Genomic DNA, 1,042 nt, shown 5'->3' with positions numbered 1-1,042 from the left:
CCCCGCCGCCTCCGTTGGACGAAAGAATTCGTCGATACGCGGAAAGTCTTATGCGTCAATACGACGAAAACCATAACGGCAAGCTGGAAAAGGATGAGTGGTCAAAAATGCGGGGCAGCGATTGGGCAAAGGCCGACCAGAACGGGGATGGTGAACTCACCCTTGAAGAAATTGGCCGACACCTCGCTGGAGAATCAGGCGCAAATTCATCGCAAAGCGGCCAGCCAACCGCCACTCAGGCGTCAAACCGCACAGGCAAGCGCTTCATCCAAAGGCTGCCCTGGGAACGGCTCCCCCCAGATCTTCCATCCTGGTTCAAAGACCGCGATAAAGACAAGGATGGGCAAGTGCTGATGTCCGAGTTTACAGATAAATGGACGCCCGATAAGCTCCGCGAATTCCAAAAGTACGATCTCAATGGAGATGGGGTGATCACCCCACAAGAATGCCTCAAAGCAAAGTGATTGGAGCGGGTTTTTCGGGGCCCCCTTCGCCGATGGTGGTGGTTGGCCGTCCCCGTGCGATCACAACCGCCAAAAACAGTGCGGTGGATCCTGGTTACGAAAAAACCAATCAGGATTGCAAAAAAACACCCGCGATTTCCCGGATTGACCCCGCAGCAGGGAACGGATGACCAGTTCGCTGGCCGGGGAGATGCTGACTATGTCTCGGTGCCACTGACCACAGTTTCCGGTGGGGTCGAGAGAGGCATATACTCGTCCAACTGGGGAAACTCGCTGAGGTCTTTGGCGATTGCACTCCGCAGAAAAGAGTCCACCCACCAGAAAATATCCTGCTTGCGAATAGACTGCCGCAGTTTTTTCATTCGCCGCTTGCGCTCTGTGATCGGCATCGTACATGCTTGATGAATCGCGGAGGCAACCTGCTGGACATGGAACGGGTTCACAAGGATGGCCCCATTTTGAAGCTGAGAAGCTGCTCCGGCAAATTCACTCAGGATCAGCACTCCGTCATTATCCACGTTCGTCACGCAGTATTCTTTGGCGATCAGGTTCATACCATCTTTGAGCGGCGTGATGAG

General features: G+C 54.3%; 2 protein-coding genes. One reads left to right on the top strand and one right to left on the bottom strand.

Going from position 1 to position 1,042, the window contains the following annotated elements; all coding sequences use genetic code 11:
- Positions 1-464, top strand: a 464-nt coding sequence (locus H5U08_RS19680) for an EF-hand domain-containing protein (protein WP_297037140.1), incomplete at its 5' end; no start/stop codon positions are given.
- Between the two features lie 197 nt (positions 465-661).
- On the opposite strand, the gene H5U08_RS19675 is transcribed toward H5U08_RS19680, so the two are convergent.
- A partial coding sequence (locus H5U08_RS19675) for a trehalose-6-phosphate synthase (protein WP_297037137.1) occupies positions 662-1,042 on the bottom strand: 381 nt, incomplete at its 5' end.

Source organism: Thermogutta sp. (assembly GCF_014359955.1).
Taxonomy (GTDB): Bacteria; Planctomycetota; Planctomycetia; order Pirellulales; family Thermoguttaceae; genus Thermogutta.
Note: the sequence above shows the minus strand (reverse complement) of the source record. Positions and strands in the feature narration are given on the sequence as shown.